Raw genomic sequence first — 16,235 nt, forward strand, 5'->3', positions numbered from 1 at the left:
TGCACGCGCGCGAAGATAGGTGCGCCATCTTCCTCGCTCGTGAAGTTCTCAACGTAGATGTCCTTGTTCTTCTTGGCTTGCGTGAACGAGAAGTCGTCATGCAAGCGACCTCCTGCGTTGGCCTCGGCACGGAACTCATTCGTTGCCTGCTGGCTGAACGAGGTCCATGCGAAAGTTGACGAAAGCGCCAACACTGCAGCCAGCGCTGCTGCACCTGCCACCTTCGCCTTCTTGCCCTTCTTGGGGCTTGATGCCCGAGCGGCACTCATGGCGCCAACGCCGCTCACGCCACCCGCAGCCCCCATGCCGCCAACAGCGCCCGCCGCTCCCGGCCTCATCTCGTAGGCACCCGGCGGCGCCTGGTTCTGATTCATGATTCCCATAAAGCTTCCCTTTCCCTTCGTCGTCGATGCGCGCACCTGCGCCCGTGCATCCACTGGCATCTATCGGGACACCGTCCCATCCCTTTTGTCACCGCACCGCGGCTCGCCCGCCGCGCACGCGTGTCGGCATTCCGCCGCAACCGCCGCCCCCGCGACGGCCGCTCATCCCCGGTGGCCCAAAACCTGCCGTCCCCTTTCCTTCATGTAATAGCAGCGAATGCTCGCGGCTCCTTTGGGCCCGGCGGCACGTGCGCGACCATCGCGTCGCACCACACCTGCCGCCTGTATCTGCACGGACGGAGTCAGCGCTGGAGCACCAGGCTCCTTCGCCTCTGACCTCTGAATCCGATGCATCACTTTCAAAAATCCCCACGCAATGAGCGCGAAGGCCACCAAAAGCGGCCAGTTCGCCCGGATGAATCCGAGCACCACGCCCAGCGCATGGCTGTGGAAGACCACGCGCCCCACCACGTTTTGCGCCTCGACCGGCGTCTGATCGGGCGCGCTGTTGTCCACGCCCTGCGTGATGAAGGCGCGATGCCCCGCGACCTCGGTGCTGTCCACCACCTCGATGATGCGATGGGTGACCGTGGTGGTGGAGCTGGACATGTACGTGATGTCGTCGCCCACCGAAAGCTCGGCCTCCTCCACTGGCGCGGTCACGATGAGCGAGCCCTGCGGGATCACCGAGTTCATGGACCCGGTGGCCACCAGCGCCGCCGACCATCCCGCGATCATGAGCGGGCCGCCCACCGCCGAGGTCGTCTTCGCATCGGCGAAAGCGGGCTCAGGGGTGGCCAGGGTGAGCGCCGGGGCCGCCAGCGCCAGGATCGACGTGGCGAAAGCCAGCGCGCATGCGCACACACACATGCACACCCGCGTGCCTATCCGCGTGCCCGTCTGCCGGGCCAGCCGCCTAAGGCCTCCGGCCCTGCACCTGCGCGTATGCCGCATCAGACACTTCATGGCTGTTAGCCTGCGCTCGGGCCGGAACCGCTCGCGCTGCCGCCCGCATCTACCGCCACCGCAGCGTCTTCATCGCGACGCCGCCGACGAGCCAGCAGCACTGCCACGCCCGCTGCCGCGAACGCCACCGACAGCAACCCCAGCACGCCGGGTGCCGCCAAATCGCCCGTCTTCGCCAACGTGGTGGCCCGCAAGGCCATCCGCTGGATGGGGCTCAGCGCATCCGACACCGTATACGCCACGAACTTCACATGCAGTTCAGTATCGGCCTGCACGTTCGTCAACGTGAAGCTGCGCATGGAGGCACCGCCGGTACTGAGCACGCGGCCCGTGCTGTCGGTGATGGAGCCCACCTTGTAGCCGATGTCGCGCGTGAAGCTGAACGTGTAAGAGTCGCCCTTGGGCACGCTGACCGCATAACTGGGCGTCACCGTGCCGTGGGTCTTGCCGTCGGCGCCTGCATCCACATATGCGCGCACGGTGAAGGGGCCAGGATTCTGCGAGGTGCCACCGTTCTGGCCGCCCGAGCTTGATCCGCTGCTGCCCGCGCTGGACCCAGAGCTGGACCCCGCGCTGGAACTGCTACTGGAACTGGGCGGCCCGATGATCGTGCCATCCGGCGCGAACGAGAACGTGTAGTCGGCATCGTCGTCGCCTACCGGAATCTGCCAGGTGGTGTCGCCATCCAGGATGTCCTTGCCGCCCACGCTGCCTTCGCCCGTGGTGCCGCCCTCGGCGGCGCGCGTCAGCTTATGCGTACCGCTGGCATCCACCGCCTCGGGCACCGATCCGCGCGTGGTGGTGGTGATCGAAGACAGATACCACCCATCCTGCCGGATGATAACCACCGTGATGGCCTTATCCACCGGCACCACCAGCGGCGGCTTGCCCACCGTGTTGGGCGACACCGTGCCGCCCTCGCCGGTCACATTGATGCGGATGTTGCGCGTCGGCGTAGGTTCGCGCACCTCATCGCCCTCGCGGAAATCGCGGAACACCGCGCGCACGAACGTATCCTCGTCCATGCCGCTCACGGCAAGCGCATAGTAGCCGGTCACCGTGCTGCCCTCAGGCTGGTGAGGCCACGGCGTCCAAACCGCGTCCGCGGTGATATCGGTCCAGGTCAGGTCGCTTGCGCCCTTCTTCCAGATCTTCGAGAGCACGCTCTTCGCGCTCGCCGGGATGATGGAGATGTCGTCGTAGGAGCCGCCCTTCTGCACGATCACCGAAGGCGGCGTGACCGCAGGCGGCGTGGTGAAGGAAGATCCCGCTTCCACTTCGCCGGTGGTCTCCAGCGTCACGTACTCGTCTTTCGGCACCACGCCCGGCTGGTCCTCAGCCTTCTTGAACGTGACCTCGATCTTGTGATCGCGGTGCACATCGGGCAGCTGGAAGGTGAGCCCTGAAGCGCTGCGCAAGAGCAATCCGCTCAGATCGACCGCGCCCTCGCGCACGGTGTAGATGGAGTAGCCCGCCTCAGGATGCAGGGCGAACGTGACCGCGCCGCCTTCGCTCACCGAGCGCGATGCTTGCGTGGCCGCCCCCTGCTCGAAGGGCACGTCAATGGAGCCGTGGCCGCCCACCACCTCAAGCGCCACGTCGAAGCGCAGATCGGGCACCGCAGGCTCGCTTGAGAAGCGCACGGTCACGGTAGCATCTGCGGCGATGTTGCCGACCCATGCGGTGTTGTTCGCAATGTTGAGCGAGATGGGAGCGCTTGCACCCTCTAAGGTGAGGATGGCGCTCTCAACGCTCGTGCTTGGCAGCTCGGGCGTGAAGGAGAGCTCCACCATATCGGTAGCATTCACGCGGAAAACGCGCCCGATGGCGTTCTCGCCGTTGACCGCAACGCTGCCCGTGCCCGCTTCGACCACCACGCGCAGCGCGTGCTCGTCGGAGGTGTCACCTGGGTCCGTCGTTTGGAACACAGCCGTGATGGTCACCGAAGAGACGCTTGCCGGAATGGCCTCCAGGTCAAGGTCAAGATACCCGGCGACCAGAGTGGTCTCAGGTACCGCGATGGGAGCGTCGTCTGCCATGACCGTCACGCTTGCCAGGCGGCTCGTACCCGCAGGCGTGAAGATGTAGCGCTTCGTCTTGTCCGCACGCGGCCAGGTGTAGGTGCCTTCGTAGTTGATGAAGCCGGGGCCTTCTGCCTGGGCGGTCACGCTGATGCGGGTAGCACTTGGATTGTTGGGATCATCGGGACCCTCGGTGGCAGCCCGCCATGAGGCCACGGCGAACGCACCGAGCGTTGCGGTCTCAAAGCGCACGTAGAGGTGGCCTTCAGCATCCTCTTCGACCACCGCGGCGAAGGGCTCATGCGCACCCGCCTCGCCGAAGCTGAACACGGTGACGCGACTGCCCGCAGCAAGGGCCGAGGATGCGCCCGCGCCATCACCTTCGCCATCGCCCGCGCCATTGCCCGCCTTCCCCAACGGTATGACCACCGACAGGTTCCCCTTGTACGGCGCCGCATCATCGGCAGGCGCAATGTTGGCGTAGGCCCCCAGCGTCCATGCCGCATGCATGTCGTACGAGCCTTGCTGGGGCTGCGTTTGGGCATGATCGGCCGCGATGCGCGAGAGCGCCTCGTAGGTGGCACTTCCAGCGTGCGCCTCGGTAGCGCTCAGTTGCTGAACGTACTTGTGAATAAGACCTGCCGCGGAGGGTTCGGTGAAGGTGACCGGCGTGGTGCCTTCGGTCTCGTCGTGGTTCTGATAGATGGTCTTGGCGCCATAGTCGCTCGTAGTGCCCGTTGCCAGCACCTGGAAGGTGACTGTGCAGCTCACGCGCGCATTCGAGCGATCCACCGCCTCGAACACGCAGGTATACTCGCACGGCGCGGCAATGTTGAGCGCACCTGACGTCTCGCCCACGGCAAGCGGCAACGTGTAGCGGCCGCCCTCGCCTCCTTGCGCGGGGAAGGTGCCGACTGGGTTGCCATCGGCATCGGTCACGCTCCAAGTGACAGAAGCCACGCCCGATCCCCCGCTCACCGTGGCATAGAGCGCGCCTCCCGTGTGCGCGAGCGCCTCATCTTCGCCTTCTGCGATGAAGTTTTCCGTGTGCTCGATGATGGCGAAGTCGTCGATGACGTCGATGTAGACGCCTGTGCTCGCATTGCCATCCTGCCCATCTGCAACCGATGTACGCACCGTCTGCCCAACCGATGCCTCAGGGGCAGCTTGAGCGGCCTCAGGTGCACCTGCTGCAAGCGCGAACGCGCCCGCAGGCACCAGCCCTACTGCTAGCGCGCATGCTAGAGCGGTGCGTGCGATTCTCTTGATCAAGCTTTCCATGATGAACCCTCGCGATTCCCAGTCTTCCCAAATCCCTTGTCTTGCCTCTGCGCGCCTGGTAGACGCTCTCTTCGCTTCGTGCCATCGTGCGCACGTGTTCGCGTTTTCGCCTCTTCTCGTCACCCGAGCACGTTGATCCTCATGGCGGCGGCCACCTGCCCTATCTCGTCTTCGGTTTCCGGATCCAGCGCGAAGAAGGTGGCGGTGCACTCATAGCTTCCCGGGTCCAGGTCCGCGTCGAGCACATCGGACTGGATGTGATGGTTCGGCTCGATCACATCGGTCTCATAGATCTTCTCCCCCGTGTCATCGCGCGCGATCTCCACCCGCATCAGGTAGTTGTTGTTCGGCACGTTCTCGATGCGCAGCTCCCCTTCGCTGGTACCCGTTGCAAGTTCCACGGTGCTCGCAATGGAGATGTTGAACATGCCCTCTTCGACCACCCGGTCGAGCTCCGCCTGCACCTCGGCGGCCGTCTTGCCCTCAAGCTGGCCGAGGTCTCCCGAACGGCTGCTCTTGGCCGGATTGAGCAGCATGAACGCCAACATCACCGCTGCCACAATGGCGAGGATGGCGATGACGAGCGCGATCCAAAAGGCAGCGCGGCGCTTCTTACGCTTGGGCTCTTCCGGCGACACCGAGGTGCGGGGCGGCACATAGACAGGCGCGCCCGCATAGGCTCCTGCTTGCGCTCCTGGCATACCTGCCGCCCCTGCCACGCCACCTGGCACAACACCCGATGTGACTTGAGGCGTGCCACCTACTGCATAAGCTCTCTGCTGCGCATGAGGGGTATGCGCCGCAGCGTAGGCGTACGAGCCTGAGGCCTGTGTGCCGATGGGGCGGGAATACCCTTGCACCCCCGGCTGTTCTTGCGCCGCATAGCCTGTCACCGCAGAGCCATCCGGCGCGCGCATGCCCGACACCGCCGCCTGTCCCATCGACGGAGCAGGGCCTGCCGCCACAGGCGAGTAAGGCCGCGTTTGCGGCAGCTCAGTCGAAGACGCCCCGTATCCAGCACCCTGCAGGGGAGCTTCTGACTGAACGTATTGATCGCGTTTATTGCGGCCTTGCCTCGTCATGGACTACACGCTCCTTTACGCTTCGCGCCTTATGCCTTGGGGCGTGCCGTGGAGATGGTGTACTTCAGCTTGAAGGCATCCGCTGCGGCCTTGGAGGCGCCATCGCCCTGGCTGAGGATGTTGGCGGCATCAGCGTCTTGCACGATGGAACTTTGGCTGCCCACCTGGTCGAAGTTCAGCACGAACTTGGTGCCGGTAGGCGTTTGGGAGCCGTCCCCTTCGGTGGTGTAGCCAGACTTGCCCACCTTCCACGCGGTCGCCTGCGTGGGCACCTTCGGGTTGTCAACGTCCAGCACGTAGCTGTCAGCGCCACCTGTTGCATTCGGCGCGCTCAGCGTCACCATCAAGTTGCCCAGCGCAGCAGTCGCTGCCTCAACGCCATCACCGACCAGAGACGCATCGGTCACCAGTTCCCAATTCACACCATTGGCGTTGACGTCATCGTTGTAGCCGACCTCTACCTTGTTGATGTAGACGGCAGTGTTGGTGGAGTAGTTCCACACGCCATAGACCCCGTCAGAGGGGCAGATTAGGTTGCCACCTGCAGTCTCTGCCACCAAGCGCAGCTCGATGGGCACCGCCACGTTGATGTTGGAGCGGTTCACGTCGATGTAAACCGGCGTGTTGGTAGCGCCATCAGCGCCATCCTCGATCTCTTCGGGGATGATGTTGCCGTCGGTGTCCTCGTTCCACTCCACCACAGCCTCATAGTCGCCGTCTGCGTTGGCCTGCGGTGCGGCGAACGCGGGCATGGCGCAACCCACCGTAAGTGCTGCTGAAAGCGCGATAGCCCCAAACAGCTTGCTTGTCTTCTTCATGGCTTTTCCTCCTTATTCTTCAAGCCATTTCTGCCCTTGCTTATGTCAAGCGCATTCCCGATGCGCGTTTGACCTCAGTTCAACCGGATGCACGCGCGACCTCAGATCGCGTTCTTGCGCGCATTTGTGTCAGTTCACAACCACCATGGATACGAGCGCTTGGGCCTGCCCCACCTCATCGAAGGTGGTGGTATCAAGCGCGTGGAAGGTTGCCGTGGCCTCATAGGTCCCAGGATCTAAGTCCTTGGCCAGCGCGATCTTCTCGATGTATTGGTTGGGCGCGAGCACGCCCGATTCGTAGAGCACGTCGCCCGTGGCATCCTCAGTGATGGTCACCTGCATGTTGTAGTGGTTGCCCGGCACGTTCTCGATGTAAGCCGTGCCTTCGCTCGTGCCGTCCTCGAACTCGATGGTGGAAGCGATGGCGATGTTGAACATGCCCTCTTCGACCACGCGGTCAAGCTCGGCTTGTATCTCTTCGTCGGTCTTGTAGGGGGCCTGTCCTGTCTGAGCGTTAGGATCGAACAGCGAGGATCCGTTGCAGGCGAACAGCCACAGTAACAACCACACCGCGATCGCCACTACCAAGATAGCCACCACGATGATCACGTTGCGCCGCGCATTCGAGGGGTGCGCTTGCCCCGCAGTGCCCGCGCCCGCCGCACTTGCCGCGCCTGCGCCTGGCATGCCGCTCGCACTGCTCGTGCCGGAAGCGCCCGGCATGCGCACGCTGCCCGGCTCACCGCTCGCAGCTCTGCGCGAGGCATTCACGGTGGGCATCTGCTCGGGGCGCGACGAGTCGCTGTTGAAAGGATGGTTGTCGTTTTGTCTTGGCATTGGGTGCACTTTCTCTAGGGTCTTGCATTTCTCGGTTGGGTTTTAAAGGCGGGCTCGCCTGCCTTAGGGCAAGACGAGCGCCACCTTATAGACCAGGTCAGCTACGTGGAGTTGCGATCCCGCCGCTCCGCTCAGGTCGATGTCGTTGGGCTGCAACGTGCCCATGTCAAGCCGGTAGATCAGCCGCAAGTCCTCGTTGCCGCTGCCAGCTGCCTCCATCATCCAGTTGCGCGCGTGGTTGGGACCTGTCGCATCCACATCCGGACTGCTGTACGCGGTGTCATCTATCAGCGTGAGACTGCGATCTGCATCTGCAATGCCGAAGGTGCCCACCTGCATGGTGGCCACATTGCCGCGCGCTGGTCGCACGTTGAACTGCGCCCGCGCAAGGTTTCCTTCCTCGCGGAACAGCTGCAAGGCGTCGGCCTTCAAAGCGTCGTAGTCGCTGGAAGCGTTCGGCGTGACCGATACCACTTTGAGCGCGCCATCGGAGCGATTGCGCAGCGTAGCTGTGCCATCGGTAGTCTCGAAGGGCTCGCGCGTAGTGCCGCCCTTGAGCTGCACGCCCATGTGCACGCCTTCGCTGCCGACCACTACATCAACCGACAGGTTGGGAATCCATACCGCCTCGATGGTGGCACTCGCATGGCGATTGATGGGCACATCGGGATATGCCGGCACGCCAGCATCGATCACCAGGTTCGCGCGCTCCAGCACATCGCCAGGCTTCACGTCGCGCGTCGCAGGGCCGCTGAGCGTCTCATAGATCACACGCCATCCCTTGAAGATGTAGCCCGTGCGCTTAGGCCCTTTCTCTATGGTCACCGACTGGTCGTAAACAGCCACCTGCGGGTTATCCGGCTGCGGGTCTTCCCAATGGCCTTCGTCAAGGTCGTACACCACGTCGTACTCATATGCGCGCCAGTGCGCCACGAACTGACGATTGCCCCACGACCCATGCGGAATGACCACGTCGATCTGCGGCGTGTCGCCCTCCAGAACGCGCAGGCCGCCATTGCTTGGCTCTTCTTCGGTCCATCCCGTGAAGTCGTAGCCGATGCGCGACGGAATGGGCAGCGTGATGTCCTCAGACTCAGCACTGTACGCCAGCGGATTGTCCGCACCCTCGGGCAGCGTGCCCGTGCCCAGATCATCCGAGAGCACATAGCTTATCTGGTACGGGTCATCGGTCCATACAGCGTCGTACAGAATGGACCCGTACGCGGTCGTGCTCGGCGTGAATGTAGTGTCCAGTCGCTGCGGCGAACCCGGGTAGACATTCTGACCCTGACCGCTTCCCTGACTGAACGCCCAGTGACTGAAGCTGTAGCCATTGCGCTGCGGAAGGGGCAGCTCGAACGGCGCATCCTCAACCGTGTAACCGCGCGACATGGTGGTGCCGGAAAGCTGCCAGCCGGTCGGCGCCGAGCCGTTCCACACGCCCGGGCTGCTGTTGAGCCGCAACGTGTAGCGGTGCGGCTGCACGTTGATCGTGTACGTCTTGTTGCCCATGCTGTCGATGGGTATCCACTGGGCGTACTCTTGGTCGTCGGTCACGTTTGTACCGGTCCACCCTAGGAAGTCATAGTAGGGCTGCATCTGCGGCGCATCCACACCGAAAGGCGGATCAGCGTCTATGACATCGTAGATATCGAAGGTGGTGGGCAGCTCAGCGATCGAGATCACATGCTTGCAGGGGTTCTGGGCGTCATGGTTGAGAGCACCACACTCCGAGCAACGATAGCTGACGGTATATGTGTCTGCCTTGAACACGACCGCATAATTCAATTGCGCAGGCCATCCGCCCGTCGGACGCGTAGGTGCCCACTTGCCCGACGTAGAGACCAAGGTACGATTGCCGTTAGCGTCCTCGGAATACCAACCAACCAGCTTGAATCCCTGACGCGCCACCGATTCTATTGATGCAATGGTGCCAGTGTCGGGCTTGAGGTTCCATGTGCGCTCGGTCACCAGGCTTCCATCGTCTGCGGCAAGGTAACCTCCCTCACCGAATTCGTTCTCGTCGTCGTACACCTTGATGGTGACGGCAGAAAGCGGCTTCTCGATCCAGTGGGCGTAGTACGTTGTGGTGCCTTCGGCGAAGGTGGCCGGCAACTGCGTGATCGAAGAGCCTCCCTCTTTCGCCGTATACCACCCAGCGAAGTTGTAGTCATCACGCGTGGGCGTCTTTGTGGGAAGCGTTCTATTCGATATCGCCTCGCCCGGATACCCAGACAGCCGGTCCGGGGCTCCCGTACCTCCATTCGCATCAAAGGCAATGTAGGCTTCTAACCTCTCCCACTGCGCATAGATGGTGCTTTGAATGGTGGTAGCCGATTTATAAGGATCGATCCATGACGCACGGTAGCCCTCAATATCGCAAACTTTAGTTCCTCCGGTAGGCGCAGTGTAATAGCCCGTGAGCCGGTACCCGGTCCGCGTGTGGATCCTATCGAAACTATACAGGCCATCTTTGGTAAAGCCCATGGCTTTAATGGCATTTGCAAGCGTAATCGGTTGTCCCGAAGCATTCACGCCACCATCTGCACCGTTACCATCGATTTGGATGGTGCGCATCCAAAGAACATAGAGAGTGCTGGGCGGAGCATAGTCGGAAGTTATGTCTTCATTGAAGAGTCGGTTCCCGTATCTATCGTAGTATTCAATATAGCCAGAAGTAAGAACATCCTTCGTATTGCAGACAGACCAGTAGGACCACGTTGCACCCGTCGGCTTATCCTGGGGTCCTTTACCTTTCTCAACGTATTCCGGTAATGATTCCGGTAACTTTTCTCCGTACGTCACATCAATGTAGTACGCAGTTCCTCCGTTTGCGGTACTACCTTCGTTCATATCAAGCTTAATAGAGCGAGTCCATTTGGCCTTAAGGGTCACGCTGGTAAGCTCTTTCGTCCCACGGTAGGCATCAAACAACATAGTAAAATTCACGCCAGACACATACTGCAAATGCCCATAATGGGAAGTCGACCGGCGCTCGTAATCATACACAAGAATATCTTCAAGATAGAATCCTGCAAAATCCCATCCGAGCTTATACGGCATGTAGTAGCACCAGCGATTACCGTTCACATCGCCTGAATCACAATCAGGAGCTTCGGCGGAACCATATCCCACCATGAAAGAACCATAGTAGTAGCCAGGGGGAGCGGACCCCGTGTTGAAGTCCCATTTAATTTCAATGGTCCGTCGTTCCCATTTTGCTTCCCACGTCTGCATGAAATCTTGCCATCCGTAATGCTCAAGCCAGGTATACACACCAGAGGCATCAAGATAACCAGAACTATCGATCATCGGCTCAGACGCGCTGTTGTGATCCTTTGGATAGAACCCCTTAAATATGTATCTTTCCGAAGAATCCGATGGTACATTCACGGCTTTGGTACTCCCAGCCCACGCATTGTTGAGCCACCAGCGGTACGAAAAACCAAGATTTTCGAGTGAGTAATCAGACATCGTCGGAGCTAAAGCAGAACAGAAGCCATAGTCGGTGTAATAATCAAGAGACGTATGTCCTCCGGTGATGGTTTGCTGAGCCTCATCAGGCGCATTCGTGGACAATCTTACGGTATGCTTCCAAACGGCACGGAACGTGCAATTACCGTACGAGTACTCACCTGCCACATTGGGCTGCATCCACATTCGCTTCGTAAAGCGCTTCTTGTTTGCGGACGTATACCATCCCTTCCCCGCAGAATCCCGATATACTTGATATTTTACGGTAGTGTCATACTCCACCATTTTCCATCCCGCAAATACAGCGCCGGACTTGGTGGGGGTATAACTATCAGAGGAATCGTCTATATCATAGAAAGGAACGTCTTCCGAGTCTTGGGTATAGAGTATCTCTTCAGGCTCTGACCCGCTCCTAAACCAGCCACCATTGGGATCGAGCGTGATGGTATATGTCTGGTTCCATTGTGCATACCAAGTCGTGGCACCCGATAAGCTGGTAATCGTGGCCTTCAGATTTCCACTTGAGGTTAGTTTTTCTGTGCCGCCGGTACTACTGGAATAAAACCCTTTCAGCTTGTAGCTAGCTGAACTTGGGAGGCTGCTCGCACTGAGCCACAGAGATCCAGCCGATGTATTCAGTTTATTCGTCGAGTCGGATGCAGTTGTGGTGATGGTATGTCCAGACGTGCTGTACTTGGAGAAAAAATCTCCGTTATCGGTGCTGCCATTTTTGGGCCAGTCATAATAATACAAATACATCTTCGATGTGTTTGACATACCCGTAGCATCCGATGGGGCACTACGATCGATCGTCAGCGTCGTGCGCCATACTGCACGAATGGTCGCATTTCCATACCATCCCGTACCGGTTATGCTTTTGAAGCTCGTAGAGAGCGGATTACCCGCAACATATTTACTATACCCCGAATAGCTGGTGCTTATCTTGCTGCTGCAATTGGTCGCCAGATTATCCGTTAACTGCCACCCACAGAATGTCCAACCGCCGCTACGAGTCACTGTAGGAAGTGTTCGCGTACTTGAATCCTCGACGGTGAATTTACGGTAGACCGTCTTTGAGCTAGTGGTCGCCGAAGTGGTACAGGCAGAATTGCTGTACCACCCGCTCAAACTTGACGATGAGAAGGTGCCGTTCTCCGCAGATACCGTGATGGTATACTGCACCGCAGTCCAGCGAGCTTCCCATGTTGTGTGACCTTGTATGTCCCCCGTTTGGACAAAATACCCACCCGAAGTGACCCGCAAGCTCGCCGTTGTTTTGTCTTTTTCGTAGAAGCCGTTCAACGAGTATGCCGTAGCTGATGGAGTTGAGGTGATCCACTGAGTGGCCGTGGTTTGAGCGAGTCTGGGTAAAGAAGCTGCGCCCCATTCGCCAGAGATACCATTTTTGGAAAAAAACTTCGTACCGTTGCTGAAATCATAGTAGTAAAGGTATTGGTTCGAATTATTCGTGCCGGAAGGACTTAGGGCAGGCTTGCTACATTGCACCGTGATGTGGGCGCTCCAAGGAACAGTGACAGTAAGGTTCCCCCACCAACCTGTCCCTGAAAAGCCACTATGGAGCGCAGGAACCCCAGAAACAAAACCCTTCACCCCGCTTCCCTTTCCAGAAACAAGATCTCCTGAGTACACAACGCCAGTCGAAGTCCAATTATCACGTTCAACAGTAGGCCAACTGATCCCGTTGGTCAGAATGGTGAATTTGCGATAGATCACTCCGCTATTTGCAGTAGCAGCTGTGCTGCATGCAGCATTGCTATACCAGCCGACTAGCGACGAGGTGAACTTGCCTCCTTTACTATCAAAGGTTATGACATATTCGATGGCTTTCCAGGTTGCGTAATAGATTACATCGGCGGATATGCTATTCGTCATATTGCCGCTGGTAGTGCCAGACGCAGCATTGGGATTCGTGCTCCAGCCCGCAAAGGTATAGGCCGCGCGCGATGGGGCGGTATAGACAGGCACCGGCTTGCCCGTCACGAATTCCTGAGTCTTTGTGCTAGTCCCGTCAGACCATGAGCCGCCGTTAGCATTCCATGTGACAATCGGGTTCTTCTGCCAAACAGCGTAAAGGGAAACTGTCTGCTCTTTTACCTTTGTTAAGTTTTTTACTTTTTGCTGGTTGGTGTAGTTAACGGAACCAGTTGATGATGTAGACCAACCCAAAAACGTGTATCCAGGCCGCACGAACGCATTAGCGCTTAAATTCGCTTCTATATCGTAAGTCATGGACTGGTTATTCATTGAGCCAGACGTTGCTCCATTACCATTGAAACTAACTTGATATGGGTTCGGTTTCCAATTAGCATAAAGTGTGCCGCTAACACCAGTGGTATTGCCTGAGGATTTTGTTCCTCCTATCTTGGATTTTGTCCACTTTATGAAATAGTAGCCGTCTCTGAACGCCTGAACCGAATAACAGTACGCGCTTTTCCCGTTGATCTCTCCCCATCTTTGCGCCTTTTTAAAGGATTGACCATCCGTATTTGTACGTGTTGTATGAAAGTAGCCGTGCCCATCTGCCCCGCCATGATCTGCATGACCAAAGTGTGAGATACTATGCGTGCCGGTTGTTGTACGAACTTCACCTATTGCAAGCTTGAAAGACCACGAGTCAGGAGTGGTCTCGGTGTTATCGGCGGGCACAAAGAAGTACCTAAAATACCCTTTGTTTGGATTGAGAGTGACTTTCGCTGCACTCGCCCGAGCATCCGCAAATAAACTTATCCCTTCATCAACTAGCGATGCTATCTCGTCCTCGTCTGACGGAACTCCCCCTGGCAGGAATACGCTCGGGAGATCAGTCAATATCTGACGCAGTGACGAGCCTGCCGGTGTTTCAAAAACAGGCTCGTCGGATATCGTTACCTCGTCAGATGCATCGGGCTGCGCGGTTTCTTCCGCGTCAGTTTCCGTTTCTTGCCCGTCCTCAAGATCAGTATCCTCTTCGACCGGTTCAGTTATGCCATCAGCGCCAGCAGATGCCTCTTCCTCGGTTGGCTCCACAGCCTCCATCACATCAGCGGGTGCTGCAGTGTTAAACATTGCATCTGCCTGATTGTCAACTCCTTGTTTCTGCTGGTCGTCAACCGTAGGCTCAGTCTCCGGCATGCCTTCGGCCTCAGACCCCGCTTCACTAGCAGCCCCGTTATCCGCCTCAGCAGCAGCTTCGTCGCCCGGCTTCGTCAATAACACCGTTTCGTTGAACATGATGTCAGCGGTGGGCACCTTGGGGTCCTTATCCTCGTTTGCAGCAACCTCGACCTGATCTATTGTTTCTACCGTTACATCCTGGCTGACCATAGTGGGTCGCTTGGGTTCGGTCGGCTCTGATTCAACCGGGTCTTCCTTGACTTCCGTCTCTAGCGGAACATCCTGCGACACCATATCGGGACGCGGCGGTGTTTGATCATCTTCCGCGTCATCTTCGCCGCCTTCTTCGGTGCTCGCGCCATCGCCATCGCCGTCGCCACTTTCGGTACCTTCGCCATCCTCAACGGCGGCATGCACCACCTTGACCGTGCACGTGGCAGATGCCAGCGTGCGGTCCTGGAAGACCACCGATGCGGTCACCGTGGACGACCCGGGCATCTTCGCGGTAACGGTGCCGCTCGCATCAGCGGTCACCGCCTTGCCCTTGTAGGACACCTGCAGCTGGGCCTGATCGGACGCGTAGGCGTAGCCGCCCTCGGCGAACAGGTCGGCCGACTGGCCTTCCTCAAGGTTGAACACGTCGCGCGCGACCTTCACACCGTAGGGCAACAGGTGGTTGCCCGCGGTGGGCAGGCCGGTCGTCCATGCGTAGTCCTCGTCGGCGTTGAACGGCACATAGATGCTCACACCGTTCGTGTCAGCAATGGCCGTCGTGCTCACGGTTGCCACATTGCCCAGCGCCACCAGGGCGCTCAGGTTCTGGCAGCTCGCGAACGCCTCCGCCTGAACGGTGCGCATGCTGCGCGGCAAGAACATGGTCTCAACGGCGCTGCCCGCGAATGCCTGCTGGCCGATCTCCTGCACGCCTTCGTTGAGCGAGACCTGGCGCAGGGCGGTGGCGTCTTTGAACGCACCCTCGGGGAGCGTGGCCACACTGCCCGGCACAGCTACGTCGGCAAGGGCGCTGCAGCCCGCGAAAGCGTGCGCGCCAATGGTGGTAACGCTGTTCGGAATGGTGATGCTGGTCAGTTCGCTCTGGTCTTGGAACGCGCCCTCGGCAATGGTGGACACGCTGTACGCCACGCTGTCTATCTCTGACTGCGCAGGGATCTCGACCGTGGTGGCTGGCGCGTCTCCTTGCCAGCGCACCGACAGCGTGAAGTCGTCGAGCAGCGTGTAAGACAGCCCGCTGTTGCCCCAGGCCGGGCCGCTGATGGCGCCGGGTTGCGCGGGGTGGGAAAAGTGCGTGAAACCCGCCGCTTCCCACGTGCCGCGCTCGTTGTCCTGGGAGACCACGGTGGCGTTTTCCACCACCTGCGGCATGAACGCGGGGACGGGAGCCGTGGGAGTGTCGCTCTGGGCGGCGTCGCCTTCGGTGCCGTCAGCGCCTTCGCCGCGTTCATCCGCCGCACCTTCGCCCTGAGCGTTCGCGCGAGCGTTCGGGTCGAACACCGGGTTCACTTCGATGCCTTCCACCGTGCCCTGAGCCACGATGGTGCGCAGGGCTTCGTTGCCCCAGAAGGCGCCCTCGGCAATGATGGTGCATTCGGCGGCGATCTTCGCGCTGGCGCCTATGCCAGCAGGAGCCGCCACGAGCACCAGGGCATCGTGTTCGCCATGGGTATAAAGGATACCGTCTCGGCTGGTGAAGGACGTGCCTTCAAGGGCGAGATCGCCGGTGCTCCCCGACTCGACGTGAATGGCCGTAAGCTTTGAACATCGGGAAAATGTGCAAACAGGGACGTTGGCCAGACTGTCGGGGAGCACGGCATTGCCCTCCAGACCCTCCGGGACGAGGAGGAGGTCAGTGGGATCTCCGGCATCGTTGGTGCCGAAGAGCATACCGTTGTACGAGGTGAATGCGCTGTTGCCCGCCTCAACGCTGATGGCGGAGGCGTTGGGAAACAGCTGGAAGAAGCCTGGGTCGATGGTGGTAACCGAGGCCGGAATGGAGATGCTCGTAATGCCGGGCGCCTTTTGGGCGTCGGTGTAGAGCTCGGTTGTGTAGGGGTTTACGGACGCATTCGCGTCAGATTTGCCATTTGTAGCTGAATCGTTACCCGCGGGAGCGCTGGTGGAGGTTTCGCCATCAGCGGCGGTCTGGGTCGAATCTGCGCCTGAGGAATCACTTTGAGACGCGGGGGGGGGGGGGGGGGGGGGGGGGGGGGGGGGGGGGGGGGGGGGGGGGGGGGGGGGGGG

8 protein-coding genes are annotated in these 16,235 nt (G+C 59.7%); 1 reads left to right on the forward strand and 7 read right to left on the reverse strand.

The genetic code is table 11. The features are described 5' to 3' along the window. From NFR19_RS08480 to NFR19_RS08510, 7 genes are all read right to left on the reverse strand, one after another. The coding region (locus tag NFR19_RS08480) for a hypothetical protein (RefSeq protein ID WP_251213360.1) at window positions 1-383 on the reverse strand (383 nt) is incomplete at its 3' end. Between the two features lie 162 nt (window positions 384-545). Continuing rightward, on the reverse strand, window positions 546-1,253 hold the full coding sequence (locus NFR19_RS08485; protein ID WP_251213365.1) for a signal peptidase I: 708 nt from the start codon (window positions 1,251-1,253) through the stop codon (window positions 546-548). A gap of 101 nt (window positions 1,254-1,354) precedes the next feature. Continuing rightward, complete coding sequence (locus NFR19_RS08490; protein ID WP_251213361.1) at window positions 1,355-4,651, reverse strand: hypothetical protein; 3,297 nt, start codon at window positions 4,649-4,651, stop codon at window positions 1,355-1,357. 119 nt (window positions 4,652-4,770) lie between these two features. Continuing rightward, window positions 4,771-5,733, reverse strand: a complete 963-nt coding sequence (locus NFR19_RS08495) for a hypothetical protein (protein WP_251213362.1) — start codon at window positions 5,731-5,733, stop codon at window positions 4,771-4,773. Window positions 5,734-5,762: 29 nt separating this feature from the next. Continuing rightward, window positions 5,763-6,551, reverse strand: coding sequence for a hypothetical protein (locus NFR19_RS08500; protein ID WP_251213363.1), 789 nt, complete (start codon window positions 6,549-6,551; stop codon window positions 5,763-5,765). A 129-nt stretch (window positions 6,552-6,680) separates the two neighbouring features. Further along, window positions 6,681-7,388 carry a hypothetical protein gene (locus NFR19_RS08505; protein ID WP_251213364.1) on the reverse strand — a complete coding sequence of 236 codons (708 nt, stop codon included), beginning with the start codon at window positions 7,386-7,388 and terminating at the stop codon, window positions 6,681-6,683. A 63-nt stretch (window positions 7,389-7,451) separates the two neighbouring features. After that, complete coding sequence (locus tag NFR19_RS08510) at window positions 7,452-15,803, reverse strand: InlB B-repeat-containing protein (protein WP_251213366.1); 8,352 nt, start codon at window positions 15,801-15,803, stop codon at window positions 7,452-7,454. 40 nt (window positions 15,804-15,843) lie between these two features. Between NFR19_RS08510 and NFR19_RS08515 the strand changes: the two genes are divergently transcribed. Beyond that, the gene (locus NFR19_RS08515; RefSeq protein WP_251213367.1) at window positions 15,844-16,029 is read left to right on the forward strand and encodes a hypothetical protein; all 186 of its coding nucleotides are present in this window, start codon (window positions 15,844-15,846) and stop codon (window positions 16,027-16,029) included. The last annotated feature ends 206 nt before the right edge of the window (window positions 16,030-16,235 follow it).

It is taken from the genome of Adlercreutzia murintestinalis (assembly GCF_943192905.1).
Taxonomy (GTDB): Bacteria; Actinomycetota; Coriobacteriia; order Coriobacteriales; family Eggerthellaceae; genus Adlercreutzia_A; species Adlercreutzia_A murintestinalis.